This window comes from Oryzomonas rubra (assembly GCF_008369015.1).
GTDB classification, from domain to species: Bacteria; Desulfobacterota; Desulfuromonadia; order Geobacterales; family Pseudopelobacteraceae; genus Oryzomonas; species Oryzomonas japonica.
Genome location: NZ_SRSD01000008.1, coordinates 44065 through 59888, shown reverse-complemented (window position 1 = coordinate 59888; position 15824 = coordinate 44065). Strand labels below are relative to the sequence as shown.

Here is a 15824-nt window from a genome sequence, read left to right as displayed (position 1 = left end):
GCGTAGCGCTGCTACGCCTCCTCAGGGCATTCTGCGGGTGCGACGATCTGACTATTTTTGAACAACCTGAGTTTTTCAACAGTCTGTTAAGTAAACTGCTCGTCAATGGTCATAAAATCCGCGGCGGTGACCTCGTCACCACCCTCGGCCTGGAGCGACCGGACCTCCAGCAATCCTTCTCCGGTACCGACCAGAAGCGGACGGTGCGACACGATGCGCCCCGGCTCTCCGCTCCCCTCAACCGGCCAGGCGGACCAGATGACGACCTTTCTGCCATCCAGGTGGCTGAACGCGCCGGGGTAGGGGTGGGTTACGCCCCGGACCAGGTTATAGATCCGTAGGGCGCTTTGCTGCCAGTCGATTTTGCCGTCGGCGGGCTTGCGGCCGCCAAAGTAGGCGCCTTCGGCCAGGTTCATGGGGATGCACGCCGCCCTCCCCTCCCTGAGTTGCGGCCAGGCGCGGGCCATGACCGCCACCGCCGCATCGGTAATCTTGTTGAAGACATCGAACGCCGTGTCGGTAAAGGCGATATCCACCCGCTCTTGGTCCACGATGGCCCCGGCGTCGGGTTTCTCCACCATGTGGTGCAGGGTCGCCCCGGTTTCGCTCTCGCCGTTGATCACCGCCCAGTTGACCGGCACCCGGCCGCGGTACTTGGGCAGGTACGAGCCGTGCAGGTTGAACGCGCCTTGTTTCGGGATCTCCAGCACCGCCGGCTTGATCATGTTACGGTAATAGAAGGAGAAGAGGAAAGCCGGCGCAATGGCCCGCACCCGGTCCACGTTCTCCGGGAGGGAGATGTCCGTGGTCAGGTACGGAATGCCGTGGCGGTCCGCCAGCTCCCGCACCGATTTGAACCAGATCTCCTCCGTGGGGGAATCCTCGTGGGTGAAGATCAAGGCGATATCCGCCCCCTGGCGCAGCAGTTCCTCTATGCAGCGATAGCCTACATTATGGTAGGCGCAGACGATCAGTTTGTCAGATTGCAAGGTTATTCCCATGGAATGGTTATTTTCAACTATCCGCTCAGGTTGTTCAAAAATAGTCAGATCGTCGCACCCGCAGGAAGACCCGAGGAGGCGTAGCAGGCCTACGCCGCACGAAGGGCCTTTCGAGGATGAAGGCCTGATGGCTGTTTTTCAACAACCTGTTATTCTTCAAAGCCGTAGGTTTGCCGCACCACATACCGGGGCCGTTTGCGCACCTCCTGGTAGATCCTGCCCACGTATTCACCGACGATGCCGATGCCGAAGATGATGATGCCGACGAAGAAAAACAGGATAGCGAACAGGGTGAAGACCCCCTCCACCTCCGCCCCGACGATGAAGCGCCGCACCAGCAGGAACAGGGCGAAGACCAGGGAAAAGAGGGCGGTGCTGATGCCGAACAGGGCAAAGATCTGCAGCGGCACCACCGAAAAGCCGGTCATCAGGTCGAAATTGAGCCGGATCAGGCTATAGAACGAATACTTGCTCTCCCCTTCCACCCGCTCGGCGTGCCCCACCTGGATCTCCGTGGGATTGGAGGCAAAGGTCTGGGCCAGGGCCGGGATAAAGGTGGTGGATTCCCGACAGCGGTTGATATTGTCCACCACGTACCGGTGGTAGGCCCGCAGCATGCAGCCGTAGTCCTGCATCTGCATGCCGGTGATCCGGTTGGTGGTGATGTTCACGATACGCGAAGCGAACTTTCTGAAGAAGGAGTCCTGGCGTTTCTGGCGGATGGTACCGACCACGTCGTGCCCCTTTTCGATCTCCGCCACCAGGCGCGGGATCTCCTCGGGGGGATTCTGCAGGTCGGCGTCCAGGGTGATGACGATCTCCCCCCGGGACATCTCGAAGGCCGCAAGGATGGCCATGTGCTGGCCGAAGTTGCCGTTGAACTCGATCACCTTGACCCCCGGATACTGCTGCACCATCCGGCGCAGGATCTCCAGGGAGCGGTCGCGGGAACCGTCGTTGGTGAAGAGGATCTCGAACGGCCTGCCGATGCCCTGCACGGCCGGATAGAGCCGTTCCATCAGGGGGCCGAGGTTGCCCTCCTCGTTGTAGACCGGTACGACGATGCTCAGGTAGGGTTGTTCCGTGCGTATTGTATCATTGTCCATCAGCTTCAAGCACCTCGATCAGCTCTGTTCCGTAGAGCCCTTTTTGCCACTCCCGCATCCCGGCGATTCCGTCCAGTCCGGCACGTGTGGGTGGGTTCATATCCGCCGCAGCCTCCAGAAGCCAGTTGGGAGCGATCACACCCGGCTCCAGCCCCAGGGCCGCACTCGATTTCTCACGCCACGACTTGAGCCGCTTGAGCCGTTCCTTGGCCCCCTCGGACGGGTCTTCCCTCCGGGTGCGCGGAAACCGCGGCAGCCTCTCCTCGGGCAGTTCCAGGGCGGTTGTAACAGCCGCCAGCAGGGCAGACCCATGGCGGTTGAGCTGCTTGGGTGTCATCCCCTTGATGCCCGCCAACTCGCTCAACGAGCGGGGCTTCTTCTCCGCCGCCTCCAGGAGCGTCTCGGCCGACATGACCTTGAAGGGAGGCCGATCCACCTGTTGCGCCTGACGGTCGCGGTAGCGCAGTAACTCTTCCAGGGCAGCCAGGCTGCGCCCCTTGAGTTTACCCGCCCCCTTGCAGGAGAGAAACAGCGGCCCCTCCTTTTCGCTCACCCGCGCCTGGCACACCAGAGCGCACTCCTCCTCCTGCCAGGCAAGGCGGCCTTTCCCGGCCAGTTCGCCGTGCAACTGGTCATACAGGGGGAGCAGATCGGAGGTGTCGGCCGATGCATAGGCGCACATCTCCGGGCTGAGCGGACGCTTGCTCCAGTCGGCCTTCTGGTATTTCTTGTCCAGTTCGATGCCGAAGCGCGCCCTGAGCAGCGCGGCGAGGCCGAACTCGGCAACACCCAGAAAGCGGGCCGCCAGCATGGTGTCGAAGAGATTTTTCACCTCGATGCCGAAGTCTCGATGCAGGGAGCGGATATCATAATCCGAGCCATGCATCACGATCAGGATCGCGGGGTTACCCAACGGCGCGGCCAAAGGTGACAGGTCCTCCAGGGCCAGCGGGTCTATCAGCCAGCTTTCGCTGCGGGTCGAGACCTGGATCAGGCAGACCTTCTCCCGATAGTGATGGAGCGAATCCATCTCCAGGTCCACGGCCAATTCATGGTGCCGGCAGAGGTGCTCTGCCAGTTCTTTCAGGCGTGCTGCGGTAGTGACGATTTCGCACGTTCCGGCCTGCCGGGTTAGATGTGTCAAGCCGGAAACTCCTTTACGATGTGGTACGTGGTGGTGCGCTGGGCGGCACGAAAGCCGGCCCCGCGGATAAGGTCGATCATCTCTTCCCGGGACATGCGGAAGCTACAACCGGCTGCGGCAACGACGTTTTCCTCCAGCATGGTGCCCCCCAGGTCGTTCGCCCCGAAAAAGAGCGCAACCTGCGCCATCTTGGCGCCCTGGGTGACCCAACTGGCCTGGATGTTGGGGATATTGTCCAGCACGATGCGGGCCAGGGCCAGCACCTTCAGGTATTCGACCCCCGTGGCGGTATCGCCGCCCAACTCCGTATTGCCCGGCTGGTAGGTCCAAGGGATGAAGGCCGTAAACGAGCCGCCCTTATCCTGGATCTCCCGCACCCGGAACAGGTGCTCGACGATGTCCTCCGGTTTCTCGCGGCTGCCGAACATCATGGTGGCCGTGGTCGGCATGCCGAGTCCGGCGGCCTTGGACATGACCTCGGCCCACTGGCGCCAGCCGATCTTGTTGGGCGAGATGGCGCCGCGGACCTCATCCACCAGGATCTCGGCTCCGCCGCCGGGTATTGAATCCAGGCCGGCCCGTTTGAGGCGCCTAAGGGCCTCGTCCAGGGACAGTCCCGAGTTCTTCGCGATGCTGACCACCTCGGCGGGGGAAAGGGAATGGTTCTGTACCGCGGGGAAGCGGGACTTGATCTCGCGGAACAACTGTTCGAAAAAGCCGATCTTCAGGTCCGGGTTGAGCCCCCCCTGCATGAGGAGCTGCGTACCCTCCTGCCTCACCAGTTCCTCTATCTTGGCGAAGATCTCTTCCTGGGTGAGCACATAGGCGTCCGCCGCGTCGCCGTCGCGGTAGAATGCGCAAAAGGCGCATTTCGAGTTGCAGATATTGGTGTAATTGACGTTGCGGTCAACGACAAACGACACCACCCCTTCCGGGTGGAGCTTGCGACGTATCCTGTCGGCGTACATCCCCAGTTCCAGCAGCTCGGCGCTCTCCAGCAGCCGCAGCGCCTCCGCGCGCTCCATGCGCCGCCCTTCAACGGTATCCGTAGTTTGTTGTATCATCATTGCCCCTGCGTCACACCTTCCTCAAGCACGCGTTTGACCTCGTCGGGAAGCCGTCGCGCCCGGCGTTCCGGGCTGATGCAGGCAAGGGTGACCTGGGCCTCCACCAGAACCCGGCCGTCCGACGGCCGCACTGCCTGTTGCCTGACGACGAAGGATGCGCCACCAATCCGCTCCGGGCGGGTGATGATCGACAGGAGTTCGTCGTGCAGCGCAGACGCCTTGAAATCGATTTCCATTCTGATCACCGGGAAAACGAAACCGGCAGTGGCGAGTTCCGCCACACCCAGGCCACGCTCCCGGAAATACTCCGTCCGGGCCCGTTCAAAGAATTTGAGATAACTGGCATGGTAGACTACGCCGGCTGCGTCCGTGTCTTCGTAGTAGATGCGAACGTCCATGTCTATTTGAGCCTCAGGTTGAGCGTACGCACCGTACCGCTCTCGCGGAACCTGACCTGCAGGCGGAGCTCCCTGACCGACTCAGCTTCGCCGGGGAAGAAGATAAAGCCTGAGGCCAGGGCCTCGGCAGACATGATCTTGCCTTCCATCCCCTTCTCACGGACGTCGTCGGCGATCTTGTATTCCCGCTCCCGGTCGTCGCCCTTGGAGGCGCCGCCGATGACGGCACCGCCTACCCCGCCCAGGACGCCTCCCTTCACCAGGGCAGAGCCGGCATCATGGCCGGAGACGATCCCTATCGCCAAACCCAGCAAGGCACCGGTTGCAGCGCCCCAGGCCGCCCCCTTGCCCGCCCCGCTGGTGATGGATCCCGCCTGGGTCGCCTTGTCGACCCGTTCCACGGCCTCGCGGTTGGAAAGGAGCTTCCAATAGCGGTTCGAACTGTCGATCAGAAAGGTCTGGCCGGAAACGACCTCCACCCCCTGGCCGCTCTTGTTGTCGATGACAACCTGGACCGGCAGCAGTCCGGCGTCCCGAATATTGAAACCAAAGGCGTCCTCGGCCTGCTGCTTATCGGCAAAGGCCTCAGCCCCCACCCGAATCCCGGCAACGTCCTGATAGTTTACATAGTCCTGCGGCGGCCGAAATGAAACCGAACGGCTCTCGTATGTGGCGCACGCGGAAAGATGCGCCGCCATCATCAAGAGCAAGATGATTTTCTTCATGGCTCATCTCCAATCGTAAAAGTACTGCCTACTACTGTCACTTTAGTGCAGAATCGGCCCGTCTGCAACTTCATTCTATGCCCAAAGGCCCATTTCCGGCGCTCCAAGGAATAGGACGTCCAAATTTGCCCCAGAAAACGTTTTGGCAGTCAAGGCAACCACAAGTATGGATAGGGCCTCAAGATGGCGTCAGCGGTAATTTTTGGAATTTAATCTCGCGAACGCCCATTTTAAGCGGCTTTACGAAGTATAATCTCGATCAGGTTACGCTCTCCCTTGCTGAGCGGCAGCCGGTAGGGCGTGACCGACACGATTTCGAACCCCAGGGTGGCGAGGCGTTCTTCATCCGCCTTGATTTCATCGGCAACGCCCGGCCCCTTCATGGCGATCAACCGTCCAGTTCCAGACAAGAGCGGTGCAGCCAGCCCGACAAACTGTTCCAGGCGCGAAAAGGCCCGCGAGGTTATCAGGTCGAAACCGTGGCTGCGGGTGCCGCACAACTCCTCCACCCGCCCGTGAATAGCCTCGAAACCGTCGAATTTCAGGAGGCGGGCCACATGCCGCTGGAAGAGGATTTTTTTCCCAACCGCATCCACAGAGGTTACCGGGACCGAGGGTTTGACGATCTTCAACGGGATGGCCGGCACCCCTGCCCCGGAACCGATATCCAGCACCCGCTCGTCGTCACGGACGCAACCGGCAAATATCAGGGCGTCGATGATGTGCTTCACCGCGATCTCCTCATCGGAGATGATGGCGGTAAGGTTGATCTTGCGATTCCACTTTTTGAGTTGATCGGCAAACAGTTCGAAGGCTCGGATACTCTCCTCCGAAATCTCCAGCCCCATCTCCCGTGCCCCCTGTTCCAGTGCGTGGCGGATCACATCTCCTCCGGCCCGGCTTCCCGGCCGTTCTGTTTCCCGCCTTTGGCTTTCAGGGCAATGGACAGCACCGAGATGGCGGCTGGCGTCACACCGGGAATGCGTGAAGCCTGCCCCAGGGTGTCGGGGCGATTCTTGGCCAGCTTTTCGCGGACTTCGGTCGTGAGCCCGTTGACGGAAAAATAATCCATTTCCTCGGGCAGCGGCGTGCCTTCCAATTTGCGCGCACGTTCCACCTGATCAAGCTGCCGTTCGATATACCCCCGGTATTTCACCTGGATCTCCACCTGTTCACGCACCTCGTGGGGTGTTTCACGTGAAACGTCGTCGAATTCCGCCAGCTCCTTATAGGTTACCTCGGGGCGCCTGAGCAACTGTTCCAGAGAGGTCCCTTTCTGGATCTCCACCAACTCGTGCCGTGCAAGGAATTCCTGTTCCCGGTCACTCATGGCCAGCCGCCCGGAGCAGATCCGCTCGTATTCGGCGGCAACCATCTCCCGCTTCCGTAGGAAATGCTCGAAGAGTTCATCCCGCACCAGACCGACGTCATGCCCTTTCTCGCGCAAGCGCATATCGGCGTTGTCCTCCCGGAGCAACAGACGGTACTCGGCCCGGGAGGTAAACATGCGGTACGGCTCCTTGGTCCCCAGGGTGACCAGGTCGTCGATCATCACCCCGATATAGGCCTCGCTGCGCCCCAGCACCAACGGTTCTTTTCCCTTGACCCGCAGGGCGGCATTGATGCCGGCCATCAACCCCTGCCCGGCGGCTTCCTCATACCCCGAGGTGCCGTTGATCTGACCGGCGTGGTAGAGGTTGCGGATGAGCTTGGTCTCCAGGGAGGCGCGCAACTGAATCGGGTCCACGTAATCGTACTCGATTGCATAGGCCGGGCGCATGATTTCCACCCGTTCCAGCCCCTCGATGGAGCGGTAAAACGGTATCTGGATGTCGATGGGGAGCGAGGTGGACATACCGCTGGGATAGACCTCGACCGTCTCCAGACCTTCCGGCTCGATAAAGGTCTGGTGGCGTTCCTTGTCGGGGAAACGCACCACCTTATCCTCGATGGAGGGGCAGTAACGGGGTCCGATCCCCTCAATGACCCCGGCGTAGAGCGGCGAACGATCCAGGCCGGAGCGGATGATTTCGTGGGAACGCGGGTTCGTATAGGCGATGTGGCACGGCACCTGGGGCATGGTGATGCGCTCGGTGGAGAAGGAGAACGGCGCCGGCGGATCGTCGCCGTACTGGGGTTCCAGTCGCGAGAAGTCGATGGTCCGCCCGTCGAGGCGCGCCGGGGTGCCGGTCTTGAGCCGCCCCACCTGGAAACCGAGGTGCCCGAGTTGGTCGGAAAGCCCCACCGAGGGGAGATCCCCCGCCCTGCCGCCCGGGTAGTTGGTCAGGCCAATGTGGATCAGGCCGCGCATGAAGGTGCCGGTGGTCAAAATGACCGTTTTGCCGAGAAAGCGGATGCCGGAGCGAGTATCGACGCCCCGCAACTCCTCGCCCTCCAGGTAGAGTCCCGTCACCTCACCCTGTTTGAGATACAGGTTGTCCTGCTGTTCCAGTACCCGCTTCATGCGCAGCCGGTAGAGCTGCTTGTCGGCCTGTGCGCGCGAGGCGCGCACCGCAGGTCCCTTGCGGGTGTTGAGGATGCGGAACTGGATGCCGGTGGCGTCGATATTCCTGGCCATCTCCCCCCCAAGGGCATCGATCTCCTTGACTAGGTGTCCTTTGGCAAGGCCACCGATGGCCGGGTTGCAGGACATGAGCGCGACCGCATCCAGGTTGATGGTCAACAGCAGCGTGGAACAACCCATACGGGCTGCCGCCAGGGCGGCCTCGCAGCCAGCATGGCCAGCCCCGACCACGATCACATCATATATGGTTTCATAACTGTGCATGGCTATCCTCGCCATGTTTCACGTGAAACATGGGCATCACTTTCCTATACAGAATGACGAAAAGACAACGTCCAGAATATCGTCCGTCGTGGTCTCGCCCGTAACCTGTCCCACGGCATACAGGGCGTCACGCAGATCGATGGCCAGGGTCTCCAACTCGCGTCCCTCGTCCAGTCCTGAGAGGAACCGGTGGAGGGCCGAACGGGCCGAGACCAGGGCGTCACGATGGCGGACCCGGGAGATGGCAACGAATTCGCGGCTGTCCAGGACCGATCCATGCAGAAAGGTCGTGCGGATCACCTCACGCAGATCGTCGATGCCCGTACCGGTGCCGGCGGACAGGGCGACGCGGGGCATTTCCCCCACCGTCGGCGGCAGATCGATGATCGGGGGGAGATCGCTCTTGTTCAAAACCACGATAGTCGTTTTCCCCTTCACGGCATCCAGGATCAGCCGGTCTTCGTCGCTGAACGGCCGCGCCGAATCGAGGACGAACAGCACCAGGTCCGCCAGGGGGATCTTGCCCAAGGCGCGGTTGATCCCCTCCCGTTCCACCACATCATCCGTGTGGCGAATACCCGCCGTGTCCAATAGACGGACCGCCAATCCGCCCAGATTGACGGTTTCCTCGATGATATCCCGGGTGGTGCCGGGGACATGGGTAACGATGGCGCGATTTTCCTTGAGCAGACGGTTGAGCAGGCTGGATTTGCCGGCGTTCGGCTTGCCGACGATCAGCACGGAAATCCCCTCCCTGAGGATGCGCCCTTCGTCGAAACCGGCCAGCAGGCTGCCGATATCGTCCAGGGCTTCGCTGACCCCCGACCGCAGGGCAACGGTGTCGGTCTCGCCGATATCGTCCTCGGGGAAATCGATGGAGGCCTCCACAAAGGCCAGACTTCGCGTCAGGGCACGGCGAATGGTTTCGATTCTCTCGGAGAGCGCTCCGGCCCGCTGGCGTTGGGCAAGGGCCAAAGACGCTTCGGTCTTGGCGGCGATCACGTCCATGACCGCCTCGGCCTGCACCAGGTCGATCCTGCCGTTGACAAAGGCTCGGCGGGAGAACTCACCAGGTTCGGCCAGGCGCGCGCCGCAGGCCAAAACTGCAGCCAGGGTCCGTTCCACCACCAGCATCCCGCCATGGCAGTGCAGTTCCAGCACATCCTCGCGGGTGTAGGAGCGGGGTGCCCGCATCAGGACCGCCATGGCTTCATCCAGTACCGCATCGCCATCGGGCGCCACCACGGCGCCGTAGTGCAAAAAATGGCTGGCAAAAGCGGCACCCTTGCAAAAACGGAAGAGCCGCAGGCCGATGGCCTCCGCAAGGCTGCCGCTGACCCGCACGATGCCGATGCCCCCCTCCCCTTGGGGGGTGCCGATGGCAGCGATGGTATCCTCAATATACATGGCTACGTCCTTGCTCCGTTCGGGGTATCAAAACAGGTCCATCTGGCCCGGGGCCTTCGGGTCCTTCGTGCCCTTCGCCTTCCTGATTGGGCCGGCATTCGCGGCCGACAGCAGCGGCCCCGGTATCTCGGCGATGAACCGGGAGAGTTGCCGGGGAGACGGACCGACCCAGGGACGCGTGGCGGAAGCGGTCAGAAGCAGCCGCTCCTTGGCGCGGGTAAGGCCGACGTAGAACAGCCGCCTCTCCTCCTCCGTATCCACGTCACGCCAGAGGGTACAGGGGAGCAGCCCCTCCTCCGCGCCGGTCAGGAAGACCACCGGGAACTCCAGTCCTTTGGCGGCATGCAGGGTCATGAGGGCCACAGCCTCGGCACGCTCGTCGTAGACCGTAGCTTCGGCGTAGCGACGCAGGTGGCTGCCGAAGCCCGGCAGATCATGACCGAAACTGCCGGCCAGGTCCAAAAATCTCACGGTGGCGGCATGGGCCGGGTCCAGGGAGAGGAACGGCAGCACGTCGAGCAACGCCGCAGCAAGACCGCTGCGGGTCGCGACCGTACGGAACCGGACCAGGGCCCGTTCCAGGTCAAGCATACCGTCGCGCAGCGCCCGGGGCAGTTCAAGGGGGGCAAGGGAGGCTAAGAAATCCCCTGTCAGGGGGAGTGCCGCCTCCATGCGACCGATGCTGGCCGCTCCGATACCCGGAAGAGCGCTCGCCAGTTGCAGCCAATCGGCGATGGTCTCCGACCCGGCGGCGGCCTGCACCCAATAATAGGCCGGCCGGATCTCCGCAGCAAGGTAAAAGGGGCTCACCCCGACCTGCTGAAACGGTATGCCACGCCGCTCCAGGGCGGCAGAGATCTCTTCGGCCTGCCTCCCGAGGCGGAAGAGCACGACGATGTCGCCGAAGCTCAAGCCCCTTCCCGCCCCGCCATCACCGCCCCGGCCGGAATTGATGGAAAAATGCTCAATGCCCCCCAGTAACTCCTCGATGCGGCGCACGACGAATTCGGCCTCGGCCGCCCCAGATGGCGCGGTGTGCAGTTCGATGCCACCCCTCCGCCCGGAAGCGGCGACCAGGGGCTGCACGCTGCGCCGGCCGTTATGGGCGATGACCGCCGTTGCCGCGGCGATGACCGGGGCGGGACACCGATAGTTGCGGGTCAGGGAAATCTGCTCGACACCGGCCATGCCGCCGAAACGGAAGAAAAACTCCGGATCGCTCCCCCGGAAGCCGTAGATGGCCTGGTCGGGATCGCCGATGGCAAAGACGCGGGCCTGTTCGGCCAGGATGCTGACCAGTTCGAACTGGCCTGCGTTCAGGTCCTGGAATTCATCGACGAACAGGTGCTCCACCGGGTCGCAGACCCGCTGGCGCAACTCGGGTTCCCGGCCCAGCCGCTGGGTGAACACCGGAATAACGGCATCCAGGTCCAGGGCACCGAGACGGTCCAGTTCGTCGAGATAACGCCGGATGGCCCCGGAGGCCTCGCCGGCCGGTTGGGCAAAATGATCGGCCAACGCCTCGCCAAGGCGTTGGCGTTCCGTCGCGCCCTGTTCCGGAAAGAGACGTTTGAACAGGCGTGCCCGGTCCTCCGGGCCGACCACCGCCAGGGCCGGTGCTTCATGGCGGAGCCGGTCGAGGCAAAATCGGTGGAAGGTCCCCACGAAGACCGCTTCACCCGCCGCCCCAACCTGCTTCAACAGGCGCTCACGCACCTCGTCCGCCGCCTTGGCGGTAAAGGTGACGGCCACCATGCGGGCCGGATCGTTCCCCGCCGCCAGCAGTGTCGCGATGCGCGCTATCAGGGTAGAGGTCTTGCCGGTTCCCGGTCCGGCCGCCACCAGGATATGGCGGCTTGTGGAGGCGACGGCGGCCGTCTGCTCCGGGTTGGGGCCGGACGCCGTCACCGGAGCGTCGTCCACAGGTTCCCCTGCAGCATCGAGAGCCGGCAACGCCACGGCCTCGGTCTTCCTTCTCCGGCGGCGAGGCGCCGGGCCATCACCGAACAGGCTCCCCTGGCCGGCCAACTGTTCAGCCTCCCCCTCTTCAAAGACCCTGATCACGCCGTACTCACCGTCGAAACCGGGCTGGCGGATGACCCGGCCGGCGCGCATGCGCCCCACGGCCTCTCCCAGGACCGGCGAAGCGTGAAGGATCTCGTCCAGGGGGACGTGCAGCAGCAGGTTGAATTCCGACCCGAACCGCCCGATGGTGCTGCGGTACTGTTCCATGACCCCCTTGGAGGCCGGTCCGGCCCCAACGATCTCCCCCAACACCTCGGGCAGGGGGATGAGGCTGAAGACCTCCGGCGAATCCTCCCGGTAGAGCGGCTTCTCCCGGTCGGCCAGCTCCATCACCCGGTGGTAGACCCCAATGGTCAGGGGCCTGCCGCAGACCGGGCAGCGCAATCCGAGCCGCCGGGACTCCACGGGGTCGAGGCAGACATGGCAGGCCCGGTGGCCGTCGGCGTGGTACTTCCCCTCCTCGGGGAAAAACTCCACCGTGCCGCGGAAGGTATCCCGCCGGTTCCCCTTGATGGCGTCCCGCAGGGCGAAAAAATCGAGGTCGGTGGCCAGGAGGTTGGCCTCCCGCCCCAACTTGGATGGGGAGTGGCAGTCCGAGTTGGAGATCAGGGCGAACCGGTCCAGGCCCGATATCAGGCGGTTCATGTCCGGGTCGGAGGAGAGCCCGGTCTCCAGGGCAAAGATGTGGGGAGTCAGGTCGTCGAAACACTCCTCGATGGCGTCAAAGCCTGATTTCGAGCCGAACAGGGAGAACCAGGGGGTCCAGATGTGAGCCGGCACCAGGAACCCCTCGGGCGCCTGCTCCAGCAGGATCTCCAGCAGGTTGCGGCTGTCCAGCCCCAGGATGGGGCGCCCGTCGGACTCGATGTTGCCGATGCCGGCCAGCTTGGCGTTCAGCCGCTCGGCAGAGGCGAAGTCCGGCACGTAGAGCAGGTTGTGGATCTTGCGCACCACGCCGTGGCGCTTGTAGATGCTGCTGATCTCCGCCGAAAGGAGGAACCGCACCGGGCCGGCAAGGGAGGTCACCCCCGGCAGCGGCGAGGCGACGGCAGTCTCGTTCTTCAACCGGAACAGCCCCGGTTCGGCCGGCTCCAACTCCTCCTTGAGGCGGCGGAACCAGCCGGGGTGGGTGAAGTCGCCAGTGCCGATCACCTGAATCCCCTTGACCCGCGCCCAACCGGCCAGGCCGGCCAGATTACTCGCCGGGCTGGTGGCCCGCGAATAGGGCGAATGGATATGCAAGTCGGCGATGTAGTCCATGAAGGTCGTATCCTTTAACCAAGAAAAAACATTTGAACCACAAAGACACAAAGGAAAATCAGTCGGCTATCTTATCAAAGTCTTTCACCTGGTTGGTTCGACTCTTTATCTTCATAAGCATCTGAATTTCTTTGTGCCCTTTGTGACTTTGTGGTAAATAACTGCCGTTTTTAGGTTTAAAGCAAAAAGCGCCCCTGCATTGGCAAGGGCGCTTCGATTGTGCCGTAACCCACGGCGTTCGTCAATCCTTGACCAGCTTGTTGATGTACATCTGCTGGCCGATGGTCAGGATATTGTTCACCAGCCAGTACAGGACCAAGCCGGAGGGGAAGCTCAGGAACATGAAGGTGAATACCACCGGCAGGGCCAGCATCATCTTCTGCTGGACCGGGTCCATCTGGGAGGGGGTCATCTTCTGCTGCACGAACATGGTGACCCCCATGATGACCGGGGTAATGTAATAGGGGTCCTTGTCGGACAGGTCGGTGATCCAGAAAAAGAACGGCGCATGGCGCAGCTCGATGGAGGACATGAGCGCCTTGTAGAGGGCGAAGAACACCGGAATCTGGACGACCATGGGCAGGCAGCCCCCCAACGGGTTGACCTTGTGGTCGCGGTACAGTTCCATGACCGCCTTGTTCATGGCGTCCCGGTCGTTCTTGTATTTCTCGCGGATCTTGTTCATCTCCGGCTGGATCTTCTGCATCCCCTTCATGGACTTGTAACTCTTGTGGGTCAGCGGGAAGAAGATCCCCTTGAGGATAACGGTGATGATGATGATGGCAATACCGTAGTTGCCCACGTAGCGATGGAAGAATTTGAGGGTGTACAGGAGCGGCTTGGCGATCACCGTAAACCACCCCAGATCGAGGGACTGTTCCAGCGAGTTGCCCTGGGCCTTGAGGATGTCGAGATCCTTGGGGCCGACGAACAGCCTCTGCGTTACCGTGGCGGCCTGTCCCGGATTGATCGTGAACTGCGGGGCCGAGGCTATGGATTCCAGGAATCCGGCGGCGTTCTTTTTCAATTCAACAGAGGCGATGCTCCCCTTCTCGGCGAGGATGGCGCTCAGGAAATACTTGTCGGCAAAGCCGGCCCAGAGGATACTCTTGTCATACTTCTTCGAGGCACCGGCCACGTCCTTGACCTTGTCCGCCTTGAGGCTGTTGTCCGAGTAGAGGTAGGAGCCGGCCGTGTCGAGGCGGTTGTCCTTAACCTTATGTTCCGCCGGATAGGTCATCACCTGCTGGATGGTCCCGACCAGGGGCGCAGCGGAGTTGTTGAACACCTGGGTATCCAACTTGATGCCGTAGGAGTCCCCTGCAAAGGTGAAGACCTTACGCACGGTGAACCCCTGACCGGACACGTAATTGAACGTCAGTTGCCGGCTCTCGCCGCCGGTCAGGGCAATGGCACTGGTGTCCGGCACGAATACGGTGCCGTCCGGGAGGTTGAACCCGGCCCCCCTGGTGGAAAAGTTGAGAAGGGAGGGATCGGCGTGAGTCCCGAGCGCAACCGAACTGGCGGCGGGGGTATTCTGCTCGCGGTACTTCTTGAGGGTAAGGCTCTTGAGACTTCCGCCCCGCGAAGAGAAGACCGCCGTGTAGAGGCCGGTCTCCACGGTCACGTCCTTGACAACGGCCGGGGTGGGCGCGGAGGTTCCGGCCGCTGCCGGGGCCGGCTGTGCCGGCGTCGTAGCAGCCGGGGCCGCCGTTGGCGTGGCAGAGCTTGCTGTGGGGGTGGCTTTAGGCGGGATTTGTGTTTTTCCCGGTCCGAAGACCATGGAAAAAACGTAGAAAACCGCTATCGAAAGAATGACTGCCAGAAATGCGCGCTTTTCCATAAAAGCTCCAGTTGTGCTCTCTTGATTAAGGTACCGGATCGAACCCGCCCGGATGAAAGGGGTGACATTTACAAAGCCTGATCAGGGTAAGCCAAACGCCCCTGACAACACCATACCGTATAATTGATTCGCGGGAATACTCGGAACAGGAGGGATAAAACCGGCAGGTCTGCGGAAGAAGCGGCGACAGCAGCTTCTGGTACAGCCTGATTACGATGAGCGCAATGCGCTTGAGCATGGGGATATGCCGATATGCCTGAAGGCCTTTTCAAGTTCTCGTCGAGCAGCGCCGAAATCCATCATTGCAGACTCACGTCGTGCCACGACATTCAAATCCACGCACGGCAGAAGGAGCCGCATCTGCCTGAATGTTTCTCTGGTATACCGCTTGACCCTGTTGCGAACCACGGCGTTGCCAACCTTTTTGCTGACCGTGACCCCCAGGCGCGCCTGGCTGCCGTCGTTTTCCTGCCAGACAACAAGGAACCCCTTGGTGGCAAACTTGTGGGGAGAGTTCAAAAGCCTGAGGAATTCCAAACGCTTCCTCAGCCGTGCCGACTTTGGAAAACACCGGCGCTCCACTCTCCCACAAGTATTACTTGGCAGCAATGCGAACGGACAGACTTTTACGGCCTTTGGCCCTTCTGCGCTTGATCACGAGACGGCCGTTCTTGGTGGACATGCGTACCAAAAAGCCGTGGGTACGCTTGCGGGAGGTGTTGCTGGGCTGAAATGTTCTTTTCATATCGTAGCTCCTCTGAATAATTGTATCAGGAAATGAGTTTTTAACCATATCACCTTGAAATTGTCAAGAAAATTATTACTCGTCCCGAACAACCACTTCCAAGTGATTTGCCTTGAAAAATGACCCCGCCTCTGTTAATCTGCTTTAGCTCAAAAAGTCCTGAATAATCAGCAAAGTATGTTTAAACATCTGATTTAGTTACGGTATAAGTTATCAACAGGTGTTGAAAATCATGTTGATAACTGTTGATATTCATAAGGGTCCGCGACGTAAAAGCACTTCATACCATTGGTAATCTGTCACATGCGACCATTG

General features: G+C 61.4%; 14 protein-coding genes. All 14 read right to left on the bottom strand.

What is annotated here, in order from left to right; translation table 11 throughout:
* Positions 1 to 86: 86 nt before the first annotated feature.
* The 14 genes from ET418_RS13165 to rpmH all read right to left on the bottom strand — a co-directional run bounded on the left by ET418_RS13165 (position 87) and on the right by rpmH (position 15509).
* Complete coding sequence (locus ET418_RS13165; RefSeq protein WP_246153069.1) at positions 87 to 989, bottom strand: formyltransferase; 903 nt, start codon at positions 987 to 989, stop codon at positions 87 to 89.
* A 161-nt stretch (positions 990 to 1150) separates the two neighbouring features.
* Positions 1151 to 2107, bottom strand: coding sequence for a glycosyltransferase (locus ET418_RS13160; RefSeq protein ID WP_149308233.1), 957 nt, complete (start codon positions 2105 to 2107; stop codon positions 1151 to 1153).
* A complete protein-coding gene (locus ET418_RS13155; RefSeq protein ID WP_149308231.1) occupies positions 2097 to 3251 on the bottom strand; it encodes a ribonuclease D in 1155 nt (384 codons plus the stop codon). The genes ET418_RS13160 and ET418_RS13155 overlap by 11 nt, the downstream gene beginning before the upstream one ends.
* Positions 3248 to 4318, bottom strand: a complete 1071-nt coding sequence (gene mqnC / locus ET418_RS13150; protein ID WP_420819524.1) for a cyclic dehypoxanthinyl futalosine synthase — start codon at positions 4316 to 4318, stop codon at positions 3248 to 3250. The genes ET418_RS13155 and mqnC overlap by 4 nt, the downstream gene beginning before the upstream one ends.
* Positions 4315 to 4716: a YbgC/FadM family acyl-CoA thioesterase gene (locus ET418_RS13145; RefSeq protein ID WP_149308227.1), complete on the bottom strand. Its 402-nt coding sequence runs from the start codon at positions 4714 to 4716 to the stop codon at positions 4315 to 4317. Before ET418_RS13145 ends, mqnC begins: the two co-directional genes overlap by 4 nt.
* 2 nt (positions 4717 to 4718) lie before the next feature.
* On the bottom strand, positions 4719 to 5441 hold the full coding sequence (locus ET418_RS13140) for a putative periplasmic lipoprotein (RefSeq protein WP_149308225.1): 723 nt from the start codon (positions 5439 to 5441) through the stop codon (positions 4719 to 4721).
* 230 nt (positions 5442 to 5671) lie between these two features.
* Positions 5672 to 6325, bottom strand: a complete 654-nt coding sequence (rsmG, locus tag ET418_RS13135) for a 16S rRNA (guanine(527)-N(7))-methyltransferase RsmG (RefSeq protein ID WP_246153067.1) — start codon at positions 6323 to 6325, stop codon at positions 5672 to 5674.
* Positions 6322 to 8229 (bottom strand): tRNA uridine-5-carboxymethylaminomethyl(34) synthesis enzyme MnmG, encoded by a 1908-nt coding sequence (mnmG, locus tag ET418_RS13130; RefSeq protein WP_149308223.1) that lies wholly within the window; start codon positions 8227 to 8229, stop codon positions 6322 to 6324. The genes rsmG and mnmG overlap by 4 nt, the downstream gene beginning before the upstream one ends.
* Before the next feature lie 36 nt (positions 8230 to 8265).
* Positions 8266 to 9636, bottom strand: a complete 1371-nt coding sequence (mnmE, locus tag ET418_RS13125) for a tRNA uridine-5-carboxymethylaminomethyl(34) synthesis GTPase MnmE (RefSeq protein WP_149308221.1) — start codon at positions 9634 to 9636, stop codon at positions 8266 to 8268.
* 27 nt (positions 9637 to 9663) lie between these two features.
* Entirely contained in the window at positions 9664 to 12921 is a 3258-nt protein-coding gene (locus ET418_RS13120) for a UvrD-helicase domain-containing protein (RefSeq protein WP_149308219.1), read from the bottom strand.
* 241 nt (positions 12922 to 13162) lie between these two features.
* Positions 13163 to 14764 carry a membrane protein insertase YidC gene (gene yidC, locus ET418_RS13115; protein WP_149308217.1) on the bottom strand — a complete coding sequence of 534 codons (1602 nt, stop codon included), beginning with the start codon at positions 14762 to 14764 and terminating at the stop codon, positions 13163 to 13165.
* A 25-nt stretch (positions 14765 to 14789) separates the two neighbouring features.
* Positions 14790 to 15002 (bottom strand): membrane protein insertion efficiency factor YidD, encoded by a 213-nt coding sequence (gene yidD / locus ET418_RS13110; RefSeq protein WP_149308215.1) that lies wholly within the window; start codon positions 15000 to 15002, stop codon positions 14790 to 14792.
* Positions 14975 to 15346, bottom strand: a complete 372-nt coding sequence (gene rnpA / locus ET418_RS13105) for a ribonuclease P protein component (RefSeq protein WP_274596133.1) — start codon at positions 15344 to 15346, stop codon at positions 14975 to 14977. Before rnpA ends, yidD begins: the two co-directional genes overlap by 28 nt.
* Before the next feature lie 13 nt (positions 15347 to 15359).
* A complete protein-coding gene (gene rpmH, locus ET418_RS13100; RefSeq protein ID WP_149308211.1) occupies positions 15360 to 15509 on the bottom strand; it encodes a 50S ribosomal protein L34 in 150 nt (49 codons plus the stop codon).
* Between the last annotated feature and the right edge of the window lie 315 nt (positions 15510 to 15824).

Coding starts and splice junctions, on each gene's coding strand:
- ET418_RS13120 (WP_149308219.1), bottom strand. CDS start 12,921: ATGGACTACATCGCCGACTTGCATATCCATTCGCCCTATTCGCGGGCC.
- yidC (WP_149308217.1), bottom strand. CDS start 14,764: ATGGAAAAGCGCGCATTTCTGGCAGTCATTCTTTCGATAGCGGTTTTC.
- mnmG (WP_149308223.1), bottom strand. CDS start 8,229: ATGCACAGTTATGAAACCATATATGATGTGATCGTGGTCGGGGCTGGC.
- ET418_RS13160 (WP_149308233.1), bottom strand. CDS start 2,107: ATGGACAATGATACAATACGCACGGAACAACCCTACCTGAGCATCGTC.
- yidD (WP_149308215.1), bottom strand. CDS start 15,002: ATGCTCAAGCGCATTGCGCTCATCGTAATCAGGCTGTACCAGAAGCTG.
- rpmH (WP_149308211.1), bottom strand. CDS start 15,509: ATGAAAAGAACATTTCAGCCCAGCAACACCTCCCGCAAGCGTACCCAC.
- ET418_RS13140 (WP_149308225.1), bottom strand. CDS start 5,441: ATGAAGAAAATCATCTTGCTCTTGATGATGGCGGCGCATCTTTCCGCG.
- ET418_RS13145 (WP_149308227.1), bottom strand. CDS start 4,716: ATGGACGTTCGCATCTACTACGAAGACACGGACGCAGCCGGCGTAGTC.
- mnmE (WP_149308221.1), bottom strand. CDS start 9,636: ATGTATATTGAGGATACCATCGCTGCCATCGGCACCCCCCAAGGGGAG.
- mqnC (WP_420819524.1), bottom strand. CDS start 4,318: ATGATGATACAACAAACTACGGATACCGTTGAAGGGCGGCGCATGGAG.